At 55.7% G+C, this 21,307-nt stretch carries 21 protein-coding genes; 12 read left to right on the top strand and 9 right to left on the bottom strand.

The genetic code is table 11. The features are described 5' to 3' along the window. The first annotated feature begins 78 nt into the window (after positions 1 to 78). From rplU to HCI85_RS05450, 5 genes are all read left to right on the top strand, one after another. Positions 79 to 390 carry a 50S ribosomal protein L21 gene (rplU, locus tag HCI85_RS05470; RefSeq protein ID WP_090249415.1) on the top strand — a complete coding sequence of 104 codons (312 nt, stop codon included), beginning with the start codon at positions 79 to 81 and terminating at the stop codon, positions 388 to 390. A gap of 39 nt (positions 391 to 429) precedes the next feature. Next, the gene (gene rpmA, locus HCI85_RS05465; protein WP_085584170.1) at positions 430 to 687 is read left to right on the top strand and encodes a 50S ribosomal protein L27; all 258 of its coding nucleotides are present in this window, start codon (positions 430 to 432) and stop codon (positions 685 to 687) included. 175 nt (positions 688 to 862) lie between these two features. Next, positions 863 to 2,086 (top strand): Obg family GTPase CgtA, encoded by a 1,224-nt coding sequence (gene cgtA / locus HCI85_RS05460; RefSeq protein ID WP_090249412.1) that lies wholly within the window; start codon positions 863 to 865, stop codon positions 2,084 to 2,086. A gap of 69 nt (positions 2,087 to 2,155) precedes the next feature. Further along, positions 2,156 to 3,274 carry a glutamate 5-kinase gene (gene proB / locus HCI85_RS05455; RefSeq protein ID WP_167142785.1) on the top strand — a complete coding sequence of 373 codons (1,119 nt, stop codon included), beginning with the start codon at positions 2,156 to 2,158 and terminating at the stop codon, positions 3,272 to 3,274. A gap of 152 nt (positions 3,275 to 3,426) precedes the next feature. Beyond that, entirely contained in the window at positions 3,427 to 3,891 is a 465-nt protein-coding gene (locus tag HCI85_RS05450) for a CreA family protein (RefSeq protein ID WP_160085558.1), read from the top strand. A gap of 156 nt (positions 3,892 to 4,047) precedes the next feature. On the opposite strand, the gene rpsT is transcribed toward HCI85_RS05450, so the two are convergent. After that, a complete protein-coding gene (gene rpsT, locus HCI85_RS05445; RefSeq protein ID WP_160085557.1) occupies positions 4,048 to 4,326 on the bottom strand; it encodes a 30S ribosomal protein S20 in 279 nt (92 codons plus the stop codon). Positions 4,327 to 4,505: 179 nt separating this feature from the next. Here rpsT and murJ point away from each other — a divergent pair, with 179 nt between their 5' ends. From murJ to ispH, 6 genes are all read left to right on the top strand, one after another. Beyond that, positions 4,506 to 6,050, top strand: coding sequence for a murein biosynthesis integral membrane protein MurJ (gene murJ / locus HCI85_RS05440; RefSeq protein WP_167142782.1), 1,545 nt, complete (start codon positions 4,506 to 4,508; stop codon positions 6,048 to 6,050). Between the two features lie 77 nt (positions 6,051 to 6,127). Further along, positions 6,128 to 7,054 carry a bifunctional riboflavin kinase/FAD synthetase gene (ribF, locus tag HCI85_RS05435; protein ID WP_167142779.1) on the top strand — a complete coding sequence of 309 codons (927 nt, stop codon included), beginning with the start codon at positions 6,128 to 6,130 and terminating at the stop codon, positions 7,052 to 7,054. Positions 7,055 to 7,102: 48 nt separating this feature from the next. Then, positions 7,103 to 9,934 (top strand): isoleucine--tRNA ligase, encoded by a 2,832-nt coding sequence (ileS, locus tag HCI85_RS05430; protein WP_167142776.1) that lies wholly within the window; start codon positions 7,103 to 7,105, stop codon positions 9,932 to 9,934. Continuing rightward, on the top strand, positions 9,927 to 10,436 hold the full coding sequence (gene lspA, locus HCI85_RS05425; protein WP_167142773.1) for a signal peptidase II: 510 nt from the start codon (positions 9,927 to 9,929) through the stop codon (positions 10,434 to 10,436). Before ileS ends, lspA begins: the two co-directional genes overlap by 8 nt. Continuing rightward, the gene (locus HCI85_RS05420; RefSeq protein ID WP_167142770.1) at positions 10,433 to 10,870 is read left to right on the top strand and encodes an FKBP-type peptidyl-prolyl cis-trans isomerase; all 438 of its coding nucleotides are present in this window, start codon (positions 10,433 to 10,435) and stop codon (positions 10,868 to 10,870) included. Before lspA ends, HCI85_RS05420 begins: the two co-directional genes overlap by 4 nt. A gap of 146 nt (positions 10,871 to 11,016) precedes the next feature. Then, a complete protein-coding gene (gene ispH, locus HCI85_RS05415; protein WP_167142767.1) occupies positions 11,017 to 11,964 on the top strand; it encodes a 4-hydroxy-3-methylbut-2-enyl diphosphate reductase in 948 nt (315 codons plus the stop codon). A 50-nt stretch (positions 11,965 to 12,014) separates the two neighbouring features. Here ispH and HCI85_RS05410 read toward each other — a convergent pair whose 3' ends face one another. The 8 genes from HCI85_RS05410 to HCI85_RS05375 form a co-directional block, all read right to left on the bottom strand. After that, a complete protein-coding gene (locus tag HCI85_RS05410; protein ID WP_167142764.1) occupies positions 12,015 to 12,464 on the bottom strand; it encodes a type IV pilin protein in 450 nt (149 codons plus the stop codon). Continuing rightward, positions 12,464 to 16,762 (bottom strand): pilus assembly protein, encoded by a 4,299-nt coding sequence (locus HCI85_RS05405; protein ID WP_167142761.1) that lies wholly within the window; start codon positions 16,760 to 16,762, stop codon positions 12,464 to 12,466. The genes HCI85_RS05410 and HCI85_RS05405 overlap by 1 nt, the downstream gene beginning before the upstream one ends. 15 nt (positions 16,763 to 16,777) lie before the next feature. Next, complete coding sequence (locus tag HCI85_RS05400; protein ID WP_167142758.1) at positions 16,778 to 17,113, bottom strand: hypothetical protein; 336 nt, start codon at positions 17,111 to 17,113, stop codon at positions 16,778 to 16,780. Between the two features lie 14 nt (positions 17,114 to 17,127). After that, on the bottom strand, positions 17,128 to 17,628 hold the full coding sequence (locus HCI85_RS05395; protein ID WP_167142755.1) for a pilus assembly PilX family protein: 501 nt from the start codon (positions 17,626 to 17,628) through the stop codon (positions 17,128 to 17,130). Positions 17,629 to 17,635: 7 nt separating this feature from the next. Continuing rightward, positions 17,636 to 18,442: a PilW family protein gene (locus HCI85_RS05390; RefSeq protein WP_167142752.1), complete on the bottom strand. Its 807-nt coding sequence runs from the start codon at positions 18,440 to 18,442 to the stop codon at positions 17,636 to 17,638. Then, positions 18,439 to 19,029, bottom strand: a complete 591-nt coding sequence (gene pilV, locus HCI85_RS05385) for a type IV pilus modification protein PilV (protein ID WP_167142749.1) — start codon at positions 19,027 to 19,029, stop codon at positions 18,439 to 18,441. Before pilV ends, HCI85_RS05390 begins: the two co-directional genes overlap by 4 nt. After that, positions 19,016 to 19,534, bottom strand: a complete 519-nt coding sequence (locus HCI85_RS05380; RefSeq protein WP_167142746.1) for a GspH/FimT family pseudopilin — start codon at positions 19,532 to 19,534, stop codon at positions 19,016 to 19,018. Before HCI85_RS05380 ends, pilV begins: the two co-directional genes overlap by 14 nt. A gap of 78 nt (positions 19,535 to 19,612) precedes the next feature. Beyond that, positions 19,613 to 20,125 (bottom strand): GspH/FimT family pseudopilin, encoded by a 513-nt coding sequence (locus HCI85_RS05375; protein ID WP_167142743.1) that lies wholly within the window; start codon positions 20,123 to 20,125, stop codon positions 19,613 to 19,615. A gap of 33 nt (positions 20,126 to 20,158) precedes the next feature. Here HCI85_RS05375 and thiO point away from each other — a divergent pair, with 33 nt between their 5' ends. Continuing rightward, positions 20,159 to 21,301: a glycine oxidase ThiO gene (gene thiO / locus HCI85_RS05370; RefSeq protein ID WP_241693756.1), complete on the top strand. Its 1,143-nt coding sequence runs from the start codon at positions 20,159 to 20,161 to the stop codon at positions 21,299 to 21,301. Positions 21,302 to 21,307: the final 6 nt, after the last annotated feature.

Below are 21,307 nucleotides of genomic sequence, written 5' to 3'. Positions count from 1 at the left end.
TGAAGGCCCCAAGCAGCCATGCCAGCCGACACTTATTCCTATAAAGCGCTGGGTGAGCAGGATTAACGGAGATTTACCATGTACGCAGTAATTGTTACTGGTGGCAAGCAATACAAAGTCACCGAAGGCGAATTCCTCAAGGTCGAAAAACTCGAGCTGGCCACTGGCGCAGCTGTGACTTTTGACCGTGTTCTGCTGGTCGGCAATGGCGACGACGTTCAAATCGGCGCTCCGGTTGTTGAAGGTGCCAAAGTTGTTGCTGAAGTGATCGCTCAAGGTCGTCACGACAAGGTCACCATCATCAAGTTCCGTCGTCGTAAGCACCACATGAAGCGCCAGGGCCACCGTCAGTGGTACACCGAGATCAAAATCACCGGTATCCAGGCCTGATTCGTTTCGGTCTGATCCCTTTATAGGAGTATTGAACTCATGGCACACAAAAAAGCTGGCGGTAGTACCCGCAACGGTCGCGACTCAGAAGCCAAACGCCTTGGCGTGAAGATGTATGGCGGCCAGGCTATCAAAGCAGGCAACATCATCGTGCGTCAGCGCGGCACCCAGTTCCACGCCGGTTACGGCGTTGGCATGGGTAAAGATCACACTCTCTTCGCGAAAATCGAAGGCGTGATCAAGTTTGAAGTAAAAGGCGCGTTCAACCGCCGTTACGTGAGCGTCGTTGCGGCTTAATAGCGCGACTGCTGGGAAAGCCCCGTCCTTGCGACGGGGCTTTTTTGTTTCTGTATTCTTGGGGTTCTTGCCAAACTGTCCTGGGTGTTAGCGTTCGATTTGAATGCAGGTCAATTTTGCAAGAACCTGGTGTTTCTCGGTTTAGATGACCCGCGTGATTGCGGGAGGCGTAAAAATGAAATTCGTCGATGAAGTATCGATTTTTGTAAAAGCCGGCGACGGCGGTAACGGCATGATGGCTTTTCGTCGTGAAAAGTTCATCGAGAAAGGTGGTCCCAACGGTGGTGATGGCGGTGACGGTGGCTCGGTGTATATCGAGGCAGTCGAGAACTTCAATACCCTGGTGGATTACCGCTATACCCGTCGTTTCCAGGCGCAGAATGGTGAGAAGGGTGGCAGTACCGACTGTACCGGTGCCAAGGGTGAGGATCTGATCCTGCCGGTGCCGATTGGTACCACGGTGATCGATGCCGGTACTCAGGAGGTGATTGGTGACCTGGTTCGCGCTGGTCAGCGTTTGATGGTGGCACAGGGCGGTTGGCATGGTCTGGGTAACACCCGCTTCAAGTCCAGTACCAACCGTGCGCCACGGCAAACCACGCCGGGCAAGCCGGGCGAGTCGCGCGATCTCAAGCTGGAATTGAAGGTGTTGGCCGATGTCGGTCTGCTGGGCTTGCCGAATGCCGGCAAGAGCACCTTCATTCGCTCCGTGTCGGCCGCCAAGCCGAAAGTTGCTGACTACCCCTTCACTACCCTGGTGCCAAACCTGGGTGTGGTCAGTGTCGATCGTTACAAGAACTTCGTGGTTGCCGATATTCCGGGGCTGATCGAGGGTGCTTCACACGGTGCTGGTTTGGGTATCCGCTTCCTCAAGCATTTGTCGCGTACCCGTCTGTTGCTGCATCTCGTCGATATGGCGCCGTTGGATCTGACCGATCCGGCCGAGTCGGCAGCTACCATTATTGATGAGCTGACCAAGTTCAGTCCGTCGCTGGCTGAGCGTGAGCGCTGGCTGGTGCTGAACAAGGCTGACCAGATGCTCGATGAAGAGCAGGAAGCGCGGATTGCTGAAATCGTCGCGCGGATCGAGTGGACTGGGCCGGTTTATGTGATTTCTGCGCTGGCGCGCCAGGGCACTGAGAAGCTCTGTTATGACATCATGGACTTCCTTGAGGCGCGCGCTGAGCGCATTCAGGAAAACCCAGAGTACGCCGCCGAGTTGGCCGAGCTGGATACGCGCATCGAGGACGAGGCGCGCGCTCAGCTGCAGGCGCTGGACGACAAGCGCGCGCTGCGTCGTTCCGGAGTCAAGGCAGTCGGTGATGTCGATGAAGACGACAGCTTCTGGGATGAAGAAGACGAAGACGATGGCCCGGAAATCATTTACGTCCGGGATTAAGCAACTACAAAAACGCCGCTTAATTGCGGCGTTTTTGTAATCACAGGTCGCGGCTAAGGTTGGAAGATCATGCGTGACAAGGTAACCGGTGCGCAGCGCTGGGTAGTGAAGATTGGCAGTGCCCTGCTGACCGCTGATGGTCGTGGTTTGGATCGTGCGGCCATGGCGGTTTGGGTCAAACAGATGGTCGCGCTGCGTGAGCAGGGTGTTGAGTTGGTGTTGGTGTCCTCCGGTGCGGTGGCGGCGGGCATGAGCAAGTTGGGCTGGGTTGCGCGACCGAGCGCCATGCACGAGTTACAGGCGGCGGCAGCTATTGGTCAGATGGTGCTTATTCAGGCGTGGGAGTCGAGCTTTGCCGAGCATGGCCGGCGCACGGCGCAGATTCTGCTGACCCATGACGATTTGTCTGATCGCAAGCGTTACCTGAATGCGCGCAGCACGCTGCGTACGCTGGTGGATCTGGATGTGGTGCCGGTGATCAACGAGAACGACACCGTGGTTACCGATGAGATCCGCTTTGGTGATAACGACACCCTGGCTGCGCTGGTTGCCAATCTGGTCGAGGCCGACCTGTTGGTAATTCTTACTGATCGCGACGGCATGTATAACGCCGATCCGCGGCATAACCCTGATGCCGAGCTGATTTTCGAGGCGCGCGCCGATGATCCGGCGCTGGATGCTGTGGCGGGTGGCGTGGGTGGTGCGCTCGGACGTGGCGGTATGCAGACCAAGCTGCGCGCGGCGCGTTTGGCGGCGCGTTCCGGTGCTCATACGGTAATCGTTGGTGGTGCCATTGAGCAGGTGTTGGCGCGGCTCAAGGCGGGCGAGCGCCTGGGTACGCTGCTGGCGCCTGAGCGCGGTATGCTGGCAGCGCGTAAGCAGTGGCTAGCCGGGCATTTGCAGACGCGCGGCACTCTGGTGCTGGATGATGGTGCGGTCAAGGCGCTGGCGACCGGGACCAAGAGCTTGTTGCCAGTTGGCGTAAAGGCCGTACAGGGCAGCTTTCGCCGCGGTGAGATGGTGGTCTGCGTGGCGGCGGATGGCCGCGAGATTGCCCGTGGGTTGGCTAACTACAGTGCGCTTGAGGCGCAAAAGATCATCGGTCAGTCGTCGGATGCCATCGAGAGGCTGCTGGGTTATGTTGATGAGCCCGAGTTGGTTCATCGGGATAATTTGATCCTGATTTGAAAGCCTGCACAAAGCCTGCTGCGCGTCGGCCCTGCTGCGTTAAAAACAGGCTCAGAATGCTCATGTACAAAAGTACACTCCGCTTCCTCGCCTGTTTTTGCCTTGCATGGCTCTAGCTCGCGAGACTTTGAATGGGTTTTGAGGGAAGGCTGATGCGATTGGTTAAGGGATTGCTGGGTGCGCTTGTGCTGTTGCCTGGATTGGCGGCGGCCGAGCAGATCGGTGAAGTGTCGACGGTTTTCAAGTTTATGGGGCCGAACGACAAAATCGTCGTCGAGGCGTTTGATGACCCTAAGGTGGAGGGCGTGACCTGCTACCTGTCGCGGGCCAAGACCGGTGGCGTCAAGGGTGGTCTGGGCCTGGCCGAGGATCGTGCCGAGGCGTCGATTGCCTGTCGCCAGGTTGGCCCGATCAGCTTCCTGGAAAAGCTCAAGGAGGGCGAGGAGGTGTTTCGTGAGCGTACCTCGCTGGTATTCAAGACCATGCAGGTCGTGCGGTTCTTCGATCAGAAGCGCAATACCCTGGTTTATCTGGTCTACAGCGATCGGGTAATCGAGGGGAGTCCGCAGAATGCGGTGACGGCCATTCCGATTCTGCCCTGGCCGCAAAAGCCCTGAAGCAAAAAAAGCCCGAAGTGATTCGGGCTTTTTTGTGGTTTGCCACCGGTGGCGATTGTCTCTGGGCGTTGCAGGCTGCGCCAGCAATTATTGCGGACAATAAAAAACCGGCGGTTAAGCCGGTTTTTCAAGAACGAGTAGCGTGTCGCAAACAGCTTAGGCAGCTGCAGCAGCGCTCAGGGCCTTGATGTGGCCATTGAGGCGGCTCTTATGACGAGCGGCTTTGTTCTTGTGGATGATGCCTTTATCGGCCATGCGGTCGATTACCGGCACAGCCAGGGTGTAAGCGGTGGCTGCAAGAGCGGCGTCTTTGGCTTCGATAGCCTTGACGACGTTCTTGATGTAAGTACGAACCATCGAGCGCTGGCTGGCGTTATGGCTACGACGCTTCTCAGCCTGTTTTGCGCGTTTTTTGGCAGAAGGTGTATTGGCCACCGTCAAGCTCCTCGAAGAAAAATTCTGGGGGTTACAAACAAATAAGGCCGCGAATCATGCCGATATGAGGGAGTGCTGTCAAGCCTGTTGGCTTTTCCCTGTGCTGGCCTGACCAGCGGCAGACCGCTACACTCGTCGCCTTTGCGCGCCAGTGCTTGTTTGCGGAGCCGGGATACTACATGAATTTGCTCAAGTCGTTGGCCGCCGTCAGCTCCATGACCATGCTTTCGCGTGTATTGGGCTTTGTGCGCGACACCATCATTGCCCGCACCTTCGGCGCTGGCGTGGCCTCGGACGCCTTTGTGGTGGCGTTCAAGCTGCCCAACCTACTGCGGCGGATTTTTGCCGAGGGCGCGTTCTCTCAAGCCTTTGTGCCGATTCTGGCCGAATATAAAACCCAGCAGGGCGATGAGGCGGCGCGCACGTTTCTCGCTTACGTGACAGGCCTGCTGACTCTGGTGCTGGCGCTGGTAACCTTTATCGGCATCCTCGCGGCGCCGTGGATTGTCTGGGCCTCCGCTCCTGGTTTCGCTGATGAGGCGGAGCGCTTTGAGCTGACCACCGACCTGCTGCGGGTGACCTTTCCTTATATCTTGCTGATCTCCCTGTCCTCGCTGGCGGGGGCTGTGCTCAATACCTGGAACAGGTTCTCGGTGCCGGCTTTTGTGCCGACCCTGCTCAACGTCAGCATGATCGTCTTCGCCCTGTTTCTGACGCCCTATTTCGATCCGCCGATCATGGCGCTGGGTTGGGCGGTACTGGTGGGGGGGCTGGCGCAGTTGCTGTTCCAGCTGCCACATTTGCACAAGATCGGCATGCTGGTGCTGCCGCGCCTGAACCTCAAAGACACCGGTGTATGGCGCGTGATGAAGCAGATGGGGCCGGCGATCTTCGGGGTGTCGGTCAGCCAGATTTCGCTGATCATCAATACGATTTTTGCCTCCTTTCTGGTGGCAGGCTCAGTGTCCTGGATGTACTACGCCGATCGTTTGATGGAGTTGCCTGCTGGTGTGCTCGGTGTGGCGTTAGGCACCATTCTGCTGCCGGCCTTGTCGAAAACCCATGCAAGCGCCAGTCGTGAGGACTATTCCAAGCTGCTCGACTGGGGGCTGCGTTTGTGTCTGGTGTTGGCGCTGCCCAGTGCGTTGGCGTTGGCGATTATCTCCGAGCCGTTGATCGCCTCGCTGTTCCAGTACGGCAAGTTCACCGCTGACGATACCTTGATGACCCAGCGGGCCTTGGTTGCTTACTCGCTGGGGCTGGTCGGCATCATTCTGGTGAAAATTCTTGCGCCTGCCTTCTACGCCCAGCAGAACATCAAAACCCCGGTGCGTATCGGTCTGGTGACATTGCTGGCGACCCAGGCGATGAACGTGCTGTTTATCTTTGTGATTCCCTTGGCGCATGCCGGTTTGGCTTTGGCCATCGGCCTGGCCGCCTGTCTGAATGCTGGTCTGTTGTACTGGCAGCTACGCAAGCGCGACATGTTCCAACCACAGCCGGGTTGGGCGTTGTTCCTCGGCAAGTTGTTGCTGGCGCTGCTGGCGATGGTGGTGGTGTTGCTGCTGGCTATGCAGCAGCTGCCAGCTTGGGCGGACAGCACTATGCTCTGGCGTTTACTGCGCCTGGGTGGGCTGGTGAGTGTGGGCATGTTGGCCTATTTGGCCGTGTTGGCGCTGCTGGGGTTCCGTTTGAAGGATTTTGCTCGCCGCAGTGCGCTCTGAGTTGCAGCTGATTTGCTGCCTGTTGTCCGCTGCTCGGTGTGCGTATAATCGACCACTTTATGAGCAAGAAGCGCGTTATGCAGCTGGTTCGAGGCCTACACAACTTGCGGCCCCAGCATCGGGGCTGTGTCGCCACCATCGGGAATTTCGACGGCGTCCATCGTGGTCATCAGGCCATTTTGGCGCGTTTGCGTGAGCGTTCCGCCGAGCTTGGCGTGCCCAGTTGCGTGTTGATTTTCGAGCCGCAGCCGCGCGAGTTTTTTGCACCTGATGTAGCACCGGCGCGCCTGGCGCGGTTGCGCGACAAGCTGGCTCTGCTGGCTGCCGAAGGTGTTGATCGAGTGCTGTGCCTGAGTTTCAACCGCCGCTTGCGTGAGTTGAGCGCGGCTGAGTTCGTGCATCGTGTGCTGGTGGAAGGCCTGGGTGTGCAGCATCTGGAAGTGGGTGACGACTTTCGCTTCGGCTGTGACCGCGCCGGTGACTTTGCCTTTCTGGCCGAGGCCGGTGAGCGCGAAGGCTTCAGCGTCGAGGCTGCCAGCACGGTTGAGCTGGACGGTATTCGCGTCAGCAGTACGCGGGTACGTGAAGCCCTTGATGCCGGTGATTTTGCCTTGGCGCAGCACCTGCTCGGGCGGCCATTTCAGATTGCCGGACGGGTGTTGCACGGGCAGAAACTGGGGCGTCAGCTGAATGCGCCGACTGCCAATGTGCAGCTCAAGCGCAAGCGGGTGCCGCTCAAAGGCGTGTACCTGGTCAGCACCGAGATTGACGGCCAAACCTGGCCGGGTGTGGCCAACATTGGTGTGCGCCCGAGCGTGGCCGGTGATGGTCGCGCTCATCTGGAAGTGCATTTGCTGGACTTTGCCGGTGATTTATATGGCCGGCGTTTGACGGTGGCTTTCCACCACAAGCTGCGCGATGAGCAGCGTTTCGCCTCCCTTGAGGCATTGAAGACGGCTATTGCTGCCGATATTGCTGCCGCCCGTGCCCATTGGCGCGTTTAAGCGCCCGGCTTCAACTGCTGGGTGCCAATCGCTTACGAAGAGCCTGAAATGACCGATTACAAAGCCACGCTTAATCTGCCTGACACCCAATTTCCGATGAAGGCCGGCCTGCCGCAGCGCGAGCCGCAGATTCTGCAGCGCTGGAACGAGATTGGCCTGTATCAGAAGCTGCGCGCGCAAGGCGAAGGTCGGCCGAAGTTTGTTCTGCACGACGGCCCGCCCTATGCCAATGGCAGCATTCACATCGGTCATGCGGTCAACAAGATTCTCAAGGACATCATCACCCGTTCCAAGACCCTGGCCGGTTTCGACGCTCCCTATGTGCCGGGCTGGGACTGTCACGGTCTGCCGATTGAGCACAAGGTGGAAACCACCTTTGGCAAGAATCAGCCGTCCGACCTGACCCGCGAGCGCTGCCGTACCTATGCAGGTGAGCAGATCGAAGGGCAGAAGGCCGACTTCGTGCGCCTCGGTGTACTGGGCGACTGGGACAACCCTTACAAAACCATGGACTTTGCCAACGAAGCGGGCGAAATCCGCGCGCTGGCCGAGATGGTCAAACAGGGTTTCGTATTCAAGGGTCTGAAACCGGTCAACTGGTGTTTCGACTGCGGTTCCGCGCTGGCTGAGGCCGAAGTCGAGTACCAGGACAAAAAGTCCGATGCCATCGACGTCGCCTTCGTAGTGGAAGATGCCGACAAGCTGGCCGCCGCATTTGGTCTGGCCAGCCTGCCGAAGCCTGCTGCCATCGTGATCTGGACCACCACGCCTTGGACCATTCCGGCCAACCAGGCGCTGAACGTCCACCCTGAATTTACCTATGCGCTGGTCGATACCGGCGAGCGTCTGCTGCTGCTGGCCGAAGAACTGGTGGAAGGCTGCTTGGCCCGCTATGGCCTGCAGGGCGACGTGATCGCCACCGCGCCAGGTGCAGCGCTGGAGCTGCTCCGCTTCCGTCATCCGTTCTATGAGCGCTTTGCCCCGGTCTATCTGGCTGACTACGTTGAGCTGGGCGCCGGCACTGGCGTGGTGCACTCGGCACCTGCCTATGGTGAGGACGACTTCCGTTCCTGCAAAGGCTACGGCATGAGCAATGACGACATCCTCAGCCCGGTGCAGAGCAACGGCGTGTATGTAAGTGACCTGCCGTTCTTTGGCGGCCAGTTTATCTGGAAGGCCAATCCGGCCATCGTCGCCAAGCTGGACGAAGTCGGCGCGTTGCTCAAGCACGAGGCTATCCAGCACAGCTATATGCACTGCTGGCGCCATAAGACCCCGCTGATCTACCGCGCAACCGCGCAGTGGTTCGTCGGCATGGATAAGCAGCCTAACGAATGCGGCACCCTACGCGAGCGCGCGCTGGCGGCCATCGAGCAGACTGCATTCGTTCCGGCCTGGGGCCAGGCACGTCTGCACAGCATGATCGCCGGGCGTCCGGACTGGTGCATCTCGCGTCAGCGTAACTGGGGTGTGCCAATCCCGTTCTTCCTGCACAAGGCTACGGGCGAGTTGCACCCGCGCAGCGCTGAGCTGATGGAAGAGGTGGCCAAACGTGTCGAGCAAGAGGGCATTGAGGCTTGGTTCAAGCTGGACGCCGCCGAGCTGCTGGGCGATGAAGCCGCCGACTACGACAAGATCAGTGACACCTTGGATGTCTGGTTTGACTCCGGCACCACCCACTGGCACGTGCTGCGCGGTTCGCACAACCTGGGCCATGCCAGTGGCCCGCGTGCCGACCTGTACCTGGAAGGCTCCGACCAGCACCGCGGCTGGTTCCATTCATCCTTGCTGACGGGCGCAGCCATCGACGGCCACGCGCCGTACAAAGAGCTGCTGACCCACGGTTTCGTGGTCGACGAGAACGGTCGCAAGATGTCCAAGTCCCTGGGCAACGTTGTTGCGCCGCAGGAAGTGAATGACAGTCTGGGTGCCGATATCCTGCGCCTGTGGGTGTCGTCTACTGACTATTCCGGCGAGATGGCCGTGTCTAAGGTCATCCTGCAGCGCAGCGCCGATTCCTACCGGCGTATCCGCAACACCGCGCGCTTCCTGCTCTCCAACCTCAGCGGCTTCGACCCGGCGCAGCACCTGCTGCCTGCGGAAGACATGCTGGCGCTGGATCGTTGGGCCGTAGATCGCGCCCTGTTGCTGCAGCGCGAAATCGAAGAAGCCTACGACAGCTATCGCTTCTGGAACGTTTACCAGAAAGTGCACAACTTCTGCGTGCAGGAGCTGGGCGGTTTCTACCTCGATATTATCAAGGACCGTCAGTACACCACCGCCGCCGACAGCGTGGCGCGTCGCTCCTGCCAGACCGCGCTGTTCCACATCGCCGAAGCCCTGGTGCGCTGGATCGCTCCGGTGTTGTCTTTCACCGCCGATGAGCTGTGGGAATACCTGCCCGGTGCGCGTAACGAGTCGGTAATGCTCAATGGCTGGTATCAGGGCCTGAACGAGCTGCCGGAAGGCTTCGAGCTGGATCGTGCGTTCTGGGAGCGCGTGATGGCGGTCAAGGTCGCGGTAAACAAGGAGATGGAAAACCTGCGTGCAGCCAAGGCCATCGGCGGCAACCTGCAGGCGGAAGTCACCCTGTATGCCGAAGACAGCCTGATTGCTGATCTGAACAAACTGGGCAACGAGCTGCGCTTTGTGCTGATCACTTCCACCGCCAGCCTGGCGCCGCTCGCCAGCGCGCCGAGTGATGCTGTGGAAACCGAAGTCGCGGGGCTCAAGCTCAAAGTGCTGAAGTCCGGGCATGCCAAGTGCACCCGTTGCTGGCATCACCGCGAGGACGTTGGGGTGAACCCAGCGCATCCGGAAATTTGCGGGCGATGCGTGGACAACATCGAAGGCGCAGGTGAGGTTCGTCACTATGCGTGATAACGCTAGTCGTTTCGGGCGTTTGGCCTGGTTGTGGCTGAGTCTGTTGGTGTTTGTAGTCGATCAAGCGAGCAAGTTCTGGTTCGACAACAACCTGAGCATGTACCAGCAGATCGTGATCATCCCCGATTACTTTAGCTGGACCCTGGCTTACAACACCGGTGCGGCATTCAGCTTCCTGGCCGATGCCGCCGGCTGGCAGCGTTGGTTCTTCGCCGCGATTGCCGTGGTGGTGAGCGGAGTGCTGGTGGTATGGCTCAAGCGCCTAAAACCTGGCGAAACCTGGCTTGCGGTGGCGTTGGCGTTAGTTCTGGGTGGTGCACTGGGTAACCTGGTCGATCGCGTGGTGTTTGGCCATGTGGTCGACTTCATCCTGCTGCATTGGCATCAGCAGTGGTACTTCCCAGCCTTCAACGTGGCTGACATGGCGATTACCGGTGGTGCCATCCTGCTGGCGCTGGATATGTTCAAAAGTGAAAAGTCCGGAGAAATAGGCAAATGACTGACGTGCGTATCGGCCCGGATAAGCAGGTGACCCTGCATTTCGCCCTCAAGCTGGACAACGGCGATGTGGTGGACAGCACCTTCGATAAAAGCCCCGCCACCTTCAAGGTCGGCGACGGCAACCTGCTGCCAGGCTTTGAGCAGGCCATCTATGGCTTGAAAGCGGGCGACAAACGTAGCCTGCCGATCAGTCCGGAGCAGGGCTTCGGTCAGGGTAATCCGCAGAATATCCAGGTTATGCCGCGCAGTCAGTTTCAGGATATGGAGCTGTCGGAAGGCCTACTGGTGATCTTCAACGACGCGGCCAATGCCGAGTTGCCAGGCGTGGTTAAAGCGTTTGATGACGCCAAGGTGACCATCGACTTCAACCACCCGTTGGCCGGCAAAGCGCTGAGCTTCGATGTTGAAATTATTGAGGTCAAAGCGCTCTAAGGTTTAGCTCGCTCCTGTGGGAGCGGGTTTCGTCTTGCGTGTTCCCGCGTGATCCTCGCGATCACGGCGGCTTACACAGATTGCTTTCCCAGTGCGTGCGGCCGCGCCGTACACTAGCCCGCAAGGTCTACCGTCGAGATACCGCCATGCATATCAAACTCGCCAATCCCCGTGGCTTCTGTGCCGGCGTCGACCGCGCCATTGAGATTGTTAACCGCGCTCTGGAGGTCTTCGGTCCACCGATCTACGTGCGTCATGAAGTGGTGCACAACAAGTTTGTGGTCGAAGACCTGCGTTCGCGCGGCGCAATCTTTGTCGAAGAACTGGATCAGATTCCTGATGACGTTATCGTTATCTTCAGCGCTCACGGCGTCTCCCAGGCTGTGCGCAACGAGGCTGAGCGTCGTGGTTTGAAGATATTTGATGCCACCTGTCCGCTGGTAACCAAGGTGCACATGGAAGTGGTGCGCTACAGTCGCGAAGGACGCGAGTGCATCTTGATCGGCCACGAAGGCCACCCTGAGGTCGAAGGTACCATGGGCCAATACGACGCCAGCAACGGCGGCAGTATCTACCTGGTGGAAGATGAAGCAGATGTGGCAGCGCTTGAGGTACGTAACCCCGAAGCGCTGGCGTTTGTGACCCAGACCACTCTGTCTATGGACGACACCAGCAAGGTAATCGATGCCCTGCGCAGTAAATTCCCCGCCATCGGCGGCCCGCGCAAAGACGATATCTGCTACGCCACCCAGAACCGCCAGGACGCCGTCAAACAGCTCGCAGCTGAATGTGACGTGCTGCTGGTGGTCGGCAGCCCCAACAGCTCCAACTCCAACCGTTTGCGCGAACTTGCTGAGCGCATGGGTACGCCTGCTTACCTGATCGATGGGGCAGAAGATCTCAAGAAAGAGTGGTTTGCCGGTGTGGCGGGCATCGGTATTACGGCAGGTGCATCAGCCCCCGAAGTGCTGGTGCAAGGCGTTATTCAGCAACTTAGCGCGTGGGGTGCAACAGGCGCCCAAGAGCTGCAGGGGCGGCCAGAGAATGTGACGTTCTCGATGCCGAAGGAGTTGAGAGTCATTACCCGGCAGTAGGCACTTCTATTCGCGCAATAAAAAGGCCGGTATCCCGGCCTTTATTCGTTCTACCAGCAGGTAGCTGCAGTTCCTGTTCCCCCTACTATGCCTTTAACACCGCGACTGTTGATAGTTAGCGTACTGCATGTGGCATCCGCAGCTTGAGAGCCCTGAGGCGCTGCTCTTAACAGCACGCAGGCTGCGATAGGGATGCCTGCTGCACAAACTGCTGCAGTTATCAGGTAGCGCCTGTCTTCTGAAGGGGCAGCCGCATTTGCGGCTACACCTGCATACCCAAGTCCGCCTGCTCCGGCCCCAAGATTAGTGGTATAGGTCTGGTTCTGTGAGTAGAAGCGTTCTTGCATCTGCATAACTTCTAACAGTTTGGCCTGACCTTCACTTCGACCACTCTTCAAGAGGTATTCCTGGTAGTTAGGCACCGCAATGGCTGCTAACACAGCAAGAATCACTACGACGATCATCAGTTCGATCAAGGTAAAGCCTTGCTGGCGGTGCATTAATTTTCTCTCCAGTAGGTAGGTTTCAGTCCGCCTGCGTTTGGATCGCAGAACAGAGCGGTAGGTTTGCACTTAGGCGGTGGTTTAATCCCATCGTCTTCACCACCTTCGCAACGCTCTGCACCGCAAAGTAAGCCTGGACGACCGTCTTCGCGAAGAATAACTGCTGGCTGAGGTGGAATTCCTCCGTGAGTCAGGTCAAATCCACGCTTATCTGTAGCTACGCCGCTTATTGTTTCAGTAAAAATTGATGTGGCGTCTGTCAGGTTGAGGGCATAGAACCTTCCACGTCCGACATCTGGTCCGCAGGTCGTTACCTGCTGTCCACTGGGGCGGAATGTCGAGAACAGCACTGCGCCGCGGAAGCTTATTGAGCTAGACAGTACTTTTTCGCCAATTGGGAAGCGCATAAACCAGCCTTTGCTGTTATTGAGCGCAGACAGATCTGGAACATAACTATTGCCAGGACTGAGTTGTGCATACAGTTCATTGATATCGTTGCGCAGCGTTGGTATTCGGTTTACTGCCTCCAGGCGTTTGGCTTCGATTAAGTAGTTAAATGCATCAAAAATACTTAGCGGTGGTACAACGTCCGCTGCTGTTGCCGCCGCCACCTGCGCTGGCGTGAGCGCGGGTTCGCTGCCGTCATATGGTTTGTCACTGATCGCTGCAAGATCGGCGAGTTGGCTGGCTGCCTGGCTGCTCAGAGCGGTCTGCTCGCTTTGCAGCGTTGAAAGGCGTGCCGCCTCGCTATTCAGCGGTGTGCTGATTGCAACACTGTCGGCTTGGCTTTGCCGAGTAGCTGCTTCTACAGAAAGAATGTCGCTATTGGTTGTTGGTCCGGTCGCATTCTGGCTCAAACCTGGGATTAACGAACTGACCTCTGTTTTGAGCGTGTCTAGTGCTGCAAAATCTGCACTTACATCAGTAGCGTCATTATTGATAAGTGTTTGGAATATGCTGTTTTGTAGTGCCAGAATTTGATTGAGTTTGTTTCCAAGTTCGCTCTGGTTGTCAACTATCTCTTGCCGCTGAATAAAGGCCGATGACGCTTCGTGGGCAGCAACGGCAGAGGCAAGTGATGCTTCCAGGGCTGTTGTATCAGGTTGGTTGTTGGCCCGTGCCGTTTTTAGAGCATCTTCTGCTGCTACTACGGCTTGATATTCAGTGTCGGGGGTTGTGTTAAGAACCTGTAGGTTCAAATGAAGTTGCCCCCAATCCGCTGTGTTGGCATTGTTAAGCTGGGCAGCCAGGAATGCCTGCGCATTAGGGTGTGTTACGGGTGCCGAAAGCGCATTTAATGACTTGAGTCCATCAAGTGTTTCAACAATGAGATTATTGAGTTGTGTGCGCGCATCCATTTCTGTTGCGTGTTCAACAATAAAAGGGTCGGCACTGATGATTGCTTCAATAGCCTCCTGTTTGGAGTTAATGTCATTGTTCGTTTGTAAGAGGGCCTGTTGTTTTGCAATGTAGCCGACACTTGACTGGTAGTTTGACAGGGCGTCGCGTGCAGCTGCTTCAGCCGCGGTAAGTGTGGCAATTTCAGTGCGTTTTCCATTGATACGGTTTTGTATATCAGTTGCAGTCGTTCCGGTCGGATCAATGCTGCTGACATCTACCATGTCAGATTCAGTAATGGTGACGTAAGTAGCAGGCTTCTTGGCTACATTTGTATCTCGGATTACATAGAATCGATCAATGGTGTCTTCGTTAAGTGGATGACCGCGATAACCGGAACCCAGTGCGATCGTATAGAAAGGTTGCTTGCCCCGTTCTTTTATCAGGGCTACGTCCGGTGCGTTGTAGAAACGACGGTTGTCCAGTGCGGTTGTTCCGCCAAAATTGGCTACCCGTCCACCTGTTGCCAGGTTACTTGCGCCTGTGCTGAGTGGGTCAAGATCAAAACGAAACAGTTGCCCGCGCGTATCTGCGACAAAAATAGTATCAATCAAGCCGTCACCCGTGATGTCGATCAAGGTTGGGTCTGCTGGAATGCTATTGGTCATGCTTGTTATGCGCAGGTTTGCAGGTGAAGTTTCTCCTGTGACTGGGTTAGGGCCAGCCATCCAGAGGCGTTCACCTGTGTTTGCGTCAGCTATATAGAGTGCATTTCCGTAGCTATCATTGTTAGGGGTATTTGGTGTGTCATCGTCTTGATTAGGATCATAACCACCGGCGAAGATAAGTACGTCCCGTGCGCTGCCGTTCCACTTTATTTTGCTAACTTTAGGAGTCGACCACGTTTGACCTAGACGCTGGTAAGGTGTGCCATTTGTCCCGCCAACAATTGCCCATTTTAATTTGGGCTGAATAGTGGAGGGCTCTCCGCTGTTCGCTGGGCTAACATCTAGAGCATAGTAGTTACGGCCACCGCGCCCCATGCCTGCATACAGTATGACTTCAGAAACCGGGCGAACCTTACGTACTGCATCCGCCGAGCCATAGCTAACTTTAAGGCCGAACTGCCCGTCTATACCATATTTCTTGCTAGCGCTACCTTTAGGGTTGTCATAATAGGCCTTGAGATTTGGCAGGAGCTCTTTAGGGATATAAACAAAAAGCTCTGCGCCGGTCTCTGGGTCTATCGCAGCAATGTGACCTTCGTTTGTGCCATAGAACAAGACGAGTTTGTCCTCGGTATTTCCTGCATCCACACGGGTCAAGTCCTCATCACTAATATAGGCGACAACTTTTGGGGCGTTGTGCAGTACATCGGCAACTTGAAGGCGTGCCGGAGAGCCTGCTACACCTGGGTCGCTACCACGTGCCCAACTGATGAGTTTAGTTTTATAGTCATCTGACATAGAGGCATCGCCCAGCAATGCTTTTGAAACATTACTGGTGTTTAAGGCATTCGAACTGAGTGTCAGGTTGATTGTGCCGGTAGCTCCTGGGCCTGCCAGTGGAGTTGTGCCTGTATAAGTGAACATTTTTCTCATGCTTGGGTTGGTAAGCGTGCTTGCTGCGCCACCACTTTCAGCGTTTCGACCATCAGCCGAGGGGCTCCAGAAACTTTGTGCGGTATCCTTAAAAAAGCCTGTCGAAGAATCAACAGCGTTGCGGCCGTTAACATCTGTAACGATAAGATCGCCAGTTGTTGTGTCGGTTACGGCCTTGTATTTTTTTACGTTACCGACCCAGCGGGCACCTTCGGCGGGTCTGAATAGTGCGTAGTAAAGATCGTTGCGATAGCCAAAGTTACTGTAGGCGCTTACTGATACAGTGGGCGTGGTAAATGATGTGTTTTCTGCAAGAATGTCCACCACAATACTTTTTAAAGCACTGACCAGGCCCGACGTATCGCTGGTTGTGAAGAATTTTCCGCCGCCATAGTCTGCTGTGTCTTGAAGCAGTTGCGAGTTGCCAATATTGCCGAAGCCAACTGTGTAGGTATTGATGGTTTGTTTGCCAGCTGCTGGGGAGTTGTCCTGATTCGCTAGGTATTCGGAGAGCCCCGGCATCCAGCAACCATCGGCTGCCGCACCATCAGTTGGGTAGTTTCGGTTGCACGAGGTGTATTGAGTGTTCTTGCCCGCTACCAAGGACTGAATGGCAGTGTTACTTCCTACGTCGCCGTTAGGTAGTCCGTCAGTCAGTACAATAATGTTAGATTTCTGGCATGAGTTTTCTATTGGTGACTTGTAACTGCTGCCTGTAAAAGCGGCGCTATTGCTTCTCCATGGATTCACGGTTCGTGCACCGGTCCCGTCTTCTATGACTCCGCGTGTGGAGTTGCCATAGCGTGGGCTTTCTCCGCGCAGATAAATTGCTGCTTCGTGATAACTTTCAAGGAGTGGTGTTCCTCCACTTGCATAGTAGCTGCGGAGTTGTGTTTTGAAGTTGCTGGCAACAGTTGCAGCGCGGCCAACAGGGACATTGATAAAACCGCCGTTACTGTTCGAGTCAAAGCGTGCAAGACCAATATTTGAATCGTTGGAAACAGCCAGTTCATCTACCAGTTGGCTAACGACTTGTTTGACCACCTCCATGCGTGTAAGAGTGCCATTATTCCTCCTGTCGTCGGGTAGCCTGGTGCTTGTGCACCAATTCTGTGGTGTTGATCCATAGTTGTTAGGGACAACTAGGGCGCGACAGTTTGTGCCGGGGACGCCGTTTAGCATGGAGCCTGATGTGTCAATAACGAACATGATGTTAGGACGGACACGTTGGTCGGCAGGAAGCTCCCGCGTCAAATAAATTTCTGTGTCATCGGCAAAAGTTATGCCGCTTTGTAATGATAGGAATAGGTAGCTGAATGCTAGTGTGCCGGTCGCTATTTTTTTCTTTTCGTACATGATTTTTCCCTCAGCTCACTGCAGCATTAGTCGAGTGGCAATGGCAGGTGAGCCGCTGTTGAAAAACACCATGCCTTGCCAGTCAATTTTCAGAGCCAATGCATCTAATTTTGTAGGTTTTCCATTCAGGAATATTTCGGTGGATTCATTTACTTCAATACGGGTCTGTGTACAGTTTTCGCACGGTTTTGCGAGTAAATAACCGTGGGCATTCTCTGTTCCGTCAGTGCGCTCCAGGTTAAGAATTATTTCTGCATGCTCTATGTATCTTTCGCCTGGCGTCTCCGCATTGGCAAGGCCATATGCAGTAGTCGCAAAAATAAAGATAATGGCGCTGAATAAAATTTTCATCGGGTGTCCTCGATTCATTTGGGCGTGGACATAACCAGTCCGCCGACTTGCTCGGAGAAGGCTCCGCTGGTTAGGGTTGAACGTGCTGTTAATTCAAATTGGTCGCAGTTAAATTTTTCTGCAGAAGTACCGTCGCCGAATAATAAGCAGTCAACAATACCCAGCGAGTTTGTATTAGTTGCTTGGGTGAGGTTTGCTTCGGCTATGCGGGGCGCGAGCCCTAATGCAGCGCGGCGTTCAGGGTAGCGTGCGGTTGCTTCCAGTGGTCTGGCTTTAGCATCTAGCAACGGTTGCCTATTGGCTACGTTCGTGTTCATGTTGAAAACTTGCGCTTTTAATTCACTCTGAGCCAATTGAAATGCAGATCCCCTGAATTGGCTGTTGCTTGCCATGTGTTCACTATTGGTTGATAGTCTGACAGCAGTGACACCTGCGACGGTTAATATCAACAAAAATACAAGGGCGACAATCAGTGTTGCGCCTTGTTGTTTGTATGGTCCGGCTGTACTTGGCATACCAACCTCAATAAATATTTTTGAGTTGAACTGTTGTTGTGAATATCTGTCGGGATAGTTGGTCGCCTGCGGCAGGGGTTATTGGAGGGGCATCCAGCAAGTAATAATTACGCTGCACGGGTGGTGGGCTAACCGGGTCAAGGCTATTGGCCAGAACTGCAATCCGCACGGCGAGCACATCTTTCCATTTGTTTTGAGCTTCCACTCTATCGGCAGAAATAAAGCTTCCGACACTGAATGGGTCTGCATTCGACGCAATGCCGTAGAGCACTTGAAGTGACTCAATGCCGTCAATCAGTCGTTGATTTTGCACCAACCAACCACTATCCGATCGGTTATAGGAGCTGCAGCCTAGTGAAGGCTGCGGATTGTTTGCATCTGGAGGGATGATGAAGTATGAGTTGATTATGATTTTGTTAATCGGAACAGCGCTGCCAGTACAGTCACGCAAGCTCCCATCAATTACAACCGCGGGTTCGGCACTGAAACTAACTCGGTCGGACGCGTTTCCAACTCCACTGAATGTACATGGGTTGCTAGCTGCGGAACCTCTCCCACAGTTAATAGGTTCTACTGGAAATGGCATGCCTTCTGATGAACCGGGCGAGAGGTAACCGGCCTGTCTTGCCGTTGCTGCAATGAACTCTAGGGCGAATCGTCCATTTTCCTGAAGTTTGGTCATTGCATCATTAGTTGCGAAGGTTTGCCGGCTAGAGAGGAAGACCTGACTCACGCCCAGCAGCAGAATCAGTCCAATTACCATCGCTACCAGTAGCTCAATAATGCTGAGGCCTTTTTGCCGTGTACTAATCACCGCTGTACCTCCAGGCGATTCGAAAGATTCTCGCCTGCGCCCACGCCGGCTGCTGATCGGGACGCAGTGCTTAGCCAGTTGGTCGTTATGCTCAGGCGAGTGCCGTTGACCTGAAGTGCAAGGGGGGGGGCTGCGCCGGCAGGTCGGGCAAGAAAGTCACGGCTGTTGTAGCGGCCTTCGGCAGCCACTGCATCAGCTTGGTAGGTAGCTGTGCCACTGTATGTGCACCTTGCCTCCCAGAGATCAAAGGCTGCCATTTGTGCAGCTGTGCAATTCGCAGCGTTGACCTTGGCGGCATTGACTGGGTCATAGTGATCCGCACAGATCTGTGCCGGTAGTGCGGCGCAGTCGGTCGCCACTGCCGCGTAAACCGCGTTGCTGGCTTCAGGGTTCGCCCGGATGCGTTCTGCAAGCTCCTGGCTGATCCATACCGCCTGCGAGCGCTGGCTGCTATCAGCTGTACTTTGTAGGGCGTTGAGTTGTAGCCCCGCAAAACCCAGAAGCCCCACCGCAAAGATGAGTAGCGTAACCAGAATTTCGATCAGTGATGAACCCTGGCAAAACTGGTTGAATTTAGCAGTCGACATCAGGTTTCACCTTGGTGATTGTGGCTTTTCCGAGGCCGTTCAGGCTGATACATCGGGCATTACTACTTGTTGCAGTGAGGCGAGCGGAAGTGATCTTGAATGGTGCCGCAGCGCCTGGAGACAGTAGGGTCCCATCGCGCCGAAATGTCAGGCGGTTACCACTTTCCAAGTAAGTAGACGTAATAGTCACGTCGCTGGCTTTGGGTTGGTAGTGGGTGATTACGTCTGCATGGAGGCAGTTATCAATGGTCGCAGGGCCTGTACACCAGCCTCCACTCCAGCCATTGGGGGTATTCGTGACTGGGAGCACAACAATATTTGCATTGCGTTTACTGGCTTCGCTACGTGCGAGTGCCAGAGAACTGATCAATTCGTTGGCTTGGGCCGAGACGCGCTGATTGACAAGGAATTGCGTCATGTTTGGGATTGCAACTCCCATGAGAATGGCTAGCAGCGCTAGCGTTATTAGAAGCTCAATAAGCGTGAAACCATTTTTTCTGTGCATGCCAGACCCCTTATGCCTTAGGCTGACCATAAGGTTACGAGCGGTATAGGGCAACCACTGGGGGATGGTCGGTGCTACTCAGGGCGTAAGCGGCGCAGCGATTACTTCGGATTTGATTTTTCCCAGGCGGTTGATGGTCAATCGTATCGTTCGATTGCCGCCTCGTAAGTGAAAGCTGCCATTGCTGACAAACGTGATGCCCTGGCGGTTGAAGTGAAGGCTTTTACTGTTGCCCATTCCTCGCCAGCTGATTTCTACAGAGCTGGGGCTTTCATAGGTATTGAGGATTTCATCTTCTGGATCAAGTCGGCGATTACCATTGATATCTGTAAAAATACTGATTGGTAATTGCCAGTTGGCTGAGCACTCGCCATTCATGACAAGTGGGCACAGTGAGACTCTTGTTTGGCGGTTTATTGCGCTGAGTCTTGCCTGATGCGTCAAGCTATAGAGTGCGCTGCTGGTGCTTGTTAGCTGATGTCTGGCAAGTGCGTCCTGCAGAGTGGGTATGGCCAGCGACGCGCTGATTCCTAAAATGCCTATACCTGTCAAAAGCTCAATCAGGCTCGTACCTGTACTATTCCGTTTCATCCTGTCTGTATCCCTATCCGTGGGAGCAATTTGATTAAAGATGATTATTCAAGGGTTGCCAGTTTGAAATCTTCAGGCCGCGATATTGTTATTGGTGGTGGGGTAATCGGGTTGCTTTCTGCGCTGTCTTTGGCAAGGCAGGGCAGGCCTCTTGAGCTTGTAGAGAGGTGTCTGGCAGGCCGCGAATCTTCCTGGGCCGGCGGCGGAATCGTCTCGCCTCTTTATCCCTGGCGTTACAGTTCAGCGGTGACGGCATTGGCTCATTGGTCGCAGGATTTCTATCCGCGACTGGCCGAGCAGTTATTGAGGCAGACGCAGATTGATCCTGAAGTGCATGTAACAGGGCTGTATTGGTTGGATCTGGAGGACGAAACGGAGGCGCTGGCGTGGGCGCGGCGTGAGGGGATGTCGTTGCGGTCTGTGGATGTGTCAGCTGTGCAGCGCGCGGTGCCTGCGTTGGCGGAGGGCTTCGGGCGGGCTGTGCAGATGGCGGATGTGGCGAATGTGCGCAACCCGCGCTTGGTCAAGGCGCTGCGTGTGGCGCTAGAGCAGATGCCCAATGTCACCGTGCATGAAAACTGTGCGGTGAGTGGGTTTATTCGCGAGAGTGGGCGTATCACGGGTGTGCATACCGCAAAGGGTGATATGTATGCAGATCAGGTGGTGCTCGCTGCGGGTGCTTGGGGGGGCGAGCTGATGAAAACCCTTGGCATTGAGTTGCCGGTGGTGCCGGTTAAGGGGCAGATGATTCTGTACAAATGTGCCGAAGACTTTCTCCCTGCCATCGTGCTGGCGAAGGGGCGTTATGCAATCCCGCGTCGTGATGGGCACGTTCTGATTGGTAGCACGCTTGAGCATGCTGGTTTCGATAAAACGCCAACTGATGAGGCGCTGGCCAGCTTGAAAGCCTCTGCTATCGAGTTGTTACCGGCGCTGGCGGAGGCTGAGGTGGTGGGGCATTGGGCAGGGCTGCGGCCTGGTTCGCCTGAGGGGATTCCGTTTATTGGGCCGGTGCCGGGGCATGATGGCCTGTGGCTGAACTGCGGGCATTACCGCAATGGACTGGTGCTGGCGCCGGCGTCGTGCCAATTACTGGCGGATCTGATGCTTGGGCGTGCGCCAATAGTTGATCCCGCGCCCTATGCGCCGGCTGGACGGTTAGCTTTGGCGGGTTGAACATTT

It is taken from the genome of Pseudomonas sp. OTU750018, assembly GCF_011636575.1.
GTDB lineage: Bacteria > Pseudomonadota > Gammaproteobacteria > Pseudomonadales > Pseudomonadaceae > Aquipseudomonas > Aquipseudomonas peli.
Note: the sequence above shows the minus strand (reverse complement) of the source record. Positions and strands in the feature narration are given on the sequence as shown.